Genomic DNA, 5,232 nt, shown 5'->3' on the forward strand with positions numbered 1-5,232 from the left:
CCGCGGCCGCCGCGGCGGCCGGCGCCGTGGCGGTGCTGGCGGCGCGGCCGGTCGGGGTGCCCGCCGTCGTGGTCGCCCCCGCCCCCGACGCGGCCGACACCGCGTCCGGCGCGTTGGAATTCGACACCGACGGTTCGGGGGCCGCCGTCCTTGCCGCGCTGGGCCGGCTGGCCGCGGCGGTGGCCCGCGAGCTGACGGCAGGCGGGCTGCGGATCGTCGGCGTCACCGGATCGTCGGGTAAGACCTCGACCAAGGATCTGCTGGCCGCGGTGCTGGGCCCGCTCGGCGAGGTGATCGCCCCGCCCGGTTCGTTCAACAACGAGCTCGGTCATCCCTGGACCGTGCTGCGGGCCGGCACCGACACCGACTTCCTGATCCTGGAGATGTCGGCCCGCCATCCCGGCAATATCGCGGCGCTGGCCGAGATTGCGCCGCCCTCGATCGGTGTGGTGCTCAACGTCGGCACCGCCCATCTCGGCGAGTTCGGTTCGCGCGAGGCCATCTCGGCGACGAAATCTGAGCTGCCGCAGGCGGTCCCGGCATCGGGTGTGGTGGTGCTCAACGTCGACGATGCGGCGGTGGCGGCGATGGCGGAGGTGACCTCGGCGCGGGTGGTGCGGGTGTCGCGCGCGCCGGGGGCCGATCTGTGGGCCGGGCCGGTGGAGCTGGACGCACTGGCCAGACCGCGGTTCACCATGCACATCGAAACCGGTCCCGGCGCCCGGGAGGAGCACATCGAGCTGGCGGTGCACGGTGATCATCAGGTGTCGAATGCGCTGTGCGCCGCCGCGGTCGGGCTGGAATGCGGTGCGAGCCCCGGGCAGGTGGCCACGGCGCTGGCCGCGGCCGGTCCGGTGTCCCGGCACCGGATGCAGGTGAGCACCCGCGCGGACGGGGTGACGGTGATCAACGACGCCTACAACGCCAATCCGGATTCGATGCGGGCCGGGCTCAAGGCGCTGGCCTGGATGGCCGGCCGGTCCGGCGGGGTGGCACCTGACGAAAACACCGGCGCAGCTGCGCCGAAGCGGCGCAGCTGGGCGGTGCTGGGCGAGATGGCCGAGCTCGGCGACGACGCGATAACCGAGCACGACGCGATCGGCCGATTGGCGGTGCGCTTAGATGTGTCTCGATTACTCGTCGTGGGATCCGGGAGGGCAATGAACGCGATGCACCACGGCGCGGTCATGGAGGGGTCATGGGGGGCTGAGTCCACCATGCTCGCCGATGCCGACGCCGCGCTGGCTTTGCTGCGGGACGAACTGCAGCCGGGGGATGTGGTGCTGGTCAAGGCATCCAACTCGGTGGGGCTCGGTGCCCTCGCCGACGCGCTGGCCGACGATCGGAACGCCGCCCGATGAAGCTGATCCTGATCGCCGTCGGTATCGCGCTGGCGGTGTCGATCCTGCTGACCCCGGCGTTGATCCGGCTGTTCACCAGGCAGGGCCTTGGCCACGAGATCCGTGAGGACGGCCCGCCCAGCCACGCCAAGAAGCGCGGCACCCCGTCGATGGGTGGCGTGGCGATCGTGGCGGGCATCTGGGCCAGTTACCTGGGCACCCATCTGGTCGGGCTCGCACTGGGCGGCGACGGGCCGTCGGCGTCGGGCCTGCTGGTGCTGGCGCTGGCCACCGCGCTGGGTCTGGTCGGTTTCGTCGACGACCTGATCAAGCTGCGGCGGGCGCGCAATCTGGGCCTGAACAAGACCGCCAAGACCGTGGGCCAGCTGCTGGCCGCGGTGCTGTTCGGCCTGTTGGCCCTGCAGTTCCGCAACGGTGACGGGTTGACCCCCGGCAGCGCCGAACTGTCCTATGTCCGCGAGATCGCCACGGTCACCCTGGCGCAGTGGCTGTTCGTGGTGTTCTGTGTGGTGCTGGTCAGTGCCTGGTCCAACGCGGTGAATTTCACCGACGGGCTGGACGGGCTGGCCGCGGGTGCGATGGCCATGGTGTGCGCGGCCTATGTGCTGATCACGTTCTGGCAGTACCGCAACGCCTGCGCCACGGCACCCGGCCTGGGCTGCTACAACGTCCGCGACCCGCTGGATCTGGCGGTGATCGCGGCCGCGACGGCAGGCGCCTGCGTCGGTTTCCTGTGGTGGAACGCCGCGCCGGCCAAGATCTTCATGGGGGACACCGGTTCGCTGGCGCTCGGCGGCATCATCGCCGGTCTGTCGGTGACCAGCCGGACCGAGATCCTGGCGGTGGTCCTCGGCGCGCTGTTCGTGGCCGAGGTGACCTCGGTGGTGTTGCAGATCATGGCGTTCCGCACGACCGGCCGGCGGGTGTTCCGGATGGCGCCGTTCCATCACCATTTCGAGCTGGTCGGCTGGGCCGAGACCACGGTGATCATCCGGTTCTGGCTGCTGACGGCGATCGCCTGCGGTCTCGGGGTGGCTTTGTTCTACAGCGAGTGGCTGACCGCCGTCGGGGCCTGACATGCCGGCACCAGATCTGTCACTGCCTGCGCCGGGCACGCGGGTGCTGGTCACCGGGGCCGGGATCACCGGGCGTGCGGTGCTGGCCGCCCTGCTGCCGATGGGGGTGGCCGCGACGGTGTGCGACGACAACGCCGCCGCGCTGCGGGCGCTGGCCGCCGAGGGGGTCGCGGTCGTCGATCCGGCCGCGGCGGCCGCGTCGATCGAGGACTATGCGCTCGTGGTGACCAGCCCGGGTTTCGCCCCCGGTGCGCCCGTGCCCGCGGCCGCGGCAGCGGCCGGGGTGCCGGTCTGGGGCGATGTCGAGCTGGCCTGGCGGCTGGACGCGGCCGGCCGGTTCGGCCCGCCCCGGCGGTGGCTGGTGGTGACCGGGACCAACGGCAAGACCACGACCACCTCGATGCTGCAGGCGATGCTGGTCGCCGACGGGCGGCGCAGCGTGCTGTGCGGCAATATCGGTGATCCGGTGCTGGCGGTGCTCGATCAGCCCGCCGAGTTGCTGGCGGTCGAGCTTTCCAGTTTCCAATTGCACTGGGCGCCGTCGTTGCGGCCCGAGGCCGGGGTGGTGCTCAACGTCGCAGAGGACCATCTGGATTGGCACGGTTCGATGGCGGCCTATGCCGCCGACAAGGCCAGGGCGCTCGACGGCCGGGTCGCGGTGGCCGGTCTCGACGATCCGGTCGCGACCGGACTGCTGGACACCGCCGGCGCGCCGGTGCGGGTCGGGTTCCGGCTCGGCGAGCCCGGCGCGGGGGAGTTGGGGGTCCGGGCCGGCAAGCTCGTGGACCGCGCGTTCGGCGATGACGTCGAGTTGGCTGATGCGGCGTCCCTGCGGGTCGCGGGCCCGGTCGGGGTGCTCAACGCGCTGGCCGCGGCGGCGCTGGCCCGTTCGGTCGGGGTCACCCCCGCCGCGATCGCGTCGGCCCTGGCGTCGTTCCAGGTCGGCAGGCACCGGGCGGAACCGGTCGGGGTGCTCGGCGGGGCGCGCTACGTCGACGATTCGAAGGCGACCAACCCGCACGCCGCGCAGGCCTCGATCACCGCGTTCGACCGGGTGGTCTGGATCGCCGGCGGCTTGCTGAAAGGTGCTTCGGTCGATGACCTGGTGCGTCAGGTGGCGGGTCGGCTGGTCGGGGTCGTGCTGATCGGACGCGACCGGCGGATGGTTGCCGATGCGTTATCGCGACACGCCCCGGATGTCCCCGTCGTCGAGGTTGTGGCGGGGGAGGATTCTGGGGTGCTTGAGACTAGTGAGTCTATTGGTGACGATGTGACTCGTGTGATCGAAGTGGGTGACGGACCAGTCGCCGACGCGGTCATGGCGGCGGCCGTGGCGGCCGCCCGCGGTCTGGCCGGCCCGGGCGACACCGTGTTGCTGGCACCCGCGGGTGCCTCCTTCGATCAGTTCAGCAGCTACGGCCATCGCGGCGATGTATTCGCCGCCGCCGTACGCGCTGCGATCGGGTAGGCGCTGTGGCCAGCATCCTGTCCCGGTTGCGGCGCACGGGCGGCGACGACGCCGCGAACCGGTCCGCGGACACCCAGGCCGGCAGCTCGGAGGCGGCCGGCTCTGCGACGGCCCCGCGCACCCGGTTCGGTGTCTGGCTGGGCCGGCCGATGACCTCGTTTCACCTGATCATCGCCGTCACCGCGCTGCTGACCACATTGGGCCTGATCATGGTGCTCTCGGCGTCGGGGGTGTACTCCTACGACGAGGACGGCTCCCCGTGGGCGGTGTTCGGTCGTCAGTTGATGTGGACCGCGGTCGGCCTGGTGGCGTTCTACCTGGCGCTGCGGATGTCGATCAAAACCCTGCGCCGGCTCGCCTTCCCCGGTTTCGCGCTGACGATCGTGCTGCTGGTGCTGGTGCTGATCCCCGGCGTCGGAAAGGTGGCCAACGGGTCTCGCGGCTGGTTCGTGGTCGCGGGCTTCTCCATGCAGCCCTCCGAGCTGGCCAAGATCGCCTTCGCGATCTGGGGTGCGCACCTGCTGGCCGCGCGGCGGCTCGAACAGGCCTCGCTGCGCGAGATGCTGATCCCGCTGGTGCCCGCGGCGGTCATCGCCCTGGCCCTGATCGTGGCCCAGCCCGACCTCGGGCAGACCGTATCGCTCGGCATCATCCTGCTCGGCCTGCTCTGGTATGCCGGCCTGCCGCTGCGGGTGTTCCTGTCGTCGTTGCTGGCGGTGATCGTGTCGGCGGCCATCCTCGCGGTCTCGGAGGGCTACCGCTCGGACCGGGTGCAGTCCTGGCTCGATCCGATGTCCGATTCGCAGGGCATCGGTTATCAGTCCAAGCAGGCCAGATTCGCCCTGGCCAACGGGGGCGTGTTCGGCGACGGCCTGGGCCAGGGCACCGCGAAGTGGAACTACCTGCCGAACGCGCACAACGACTTCATCTTCGCCATCATCGGCGAGGAACTCGGACTGGTCGGCGCGGTCGGCCTGCTCGCGCTGTTCGGCCTGTTCGGCTACACCGGGATGCGAATCGCGCGGCGCTCGGCGGACCCGTTCCTGCGTCTGCTCACCGCCACCACCACGTTGTGGGTGGTCGGCCAGATGTTCATCAACGTCGGCTATGTGGTGGGCCTGCTTCCGGTCACCGGCCTGCAGCTCCCGCTCATCTCCGCCGGCGGATCGTCGCAGGCGACAACGCTTTTGATGATGGGCCTGATCACCAACGCGGCCCGCCACGAGCCCGAGGCGGTGGCCGCGCTGCGGGCCGGCGACGACCGGGTGACCCGGCTGCTGCGTCTGCCGCCGCCCGAGCCCTACGTGCCCACCCGGCTGGACGCGGC

At 71.2% G+C, this 5,232-nt stretch carries 4 protein-coding genes; all 4 read left to right on the forward strand.

Annotation, left to right across the window (positions count from 1 at the left end; genetic code table 11):
- On the forward strand, window positions 1–1,361 hold a 1,361-nt coding region (locus tag ACWDTP_RS37130; RefSeq protein WP_450028212.1), incomplete at its 5' end, for a UDP-N-acetylmuramoyl-tripeptide--D-alanyl-D-alanine ligase.
- Window positions 1,358–2,437: a phospho-N-acetylmuramoyl-pentapeptide-transferase gene (mraY, locus tag ACWDTP_RS37135; RefSeq protein WP_450028213.1), complete on the forward strand. Its 1,080-nt coding sequence runs from the start codon at window positions 1,358–1,360 to the stop codon at window positions 2,435–2,437. The genes ACWDTP_RS37130 and mraY, both read left to right, overlap by 4 nt.
- 1 nt (window position 2,438) lies before the next feature.
- Window positions 2,439–3,905, forward strand: a complete 1,467-nt coding sequence (gene murD / locus ACWDTP_RS37140; RefSeq protein WP_450028214.1) for a UDP-N-acetylmuramoyl-L-alanine--D-glutamate ligase — start codon at window positions 2,439–2,441, stop codon at window positions 3,903–3,905.
- Window positions 3,906–3,910: 5 nt separating this feature from the next.
- Window positions 3,911–5,232, forward strand: a 1,322-nt coding sequence (gene ftsW / locus ACWDTP_RS37145) for a putative lipid II flippase FtsW (protein ID WP_450028215.1), incomplete at its 3' end; no start/stop codon positions are given.

The sequence above is a fragment of the Mycobacterium sp. NPDC003449 genome, from assembly GCF_053588415.1.

Bases quoted from the DNA above. Each gene is read 5' to 3' on its own strand.
- mraY (WP_450028213.1), top strand. From the start codon at position 1,358: ATGAAGCTGATCCTGATCGCCGTCGGTATCGCGCTGGCGGTGTCGATC.
- murD (WP_450028214.1), top strand. From the start codon at position 2,439: ATGCCGGCACCAGATCTGTCACTGCCTGCGCCGGGCACGCGGGTGCTG.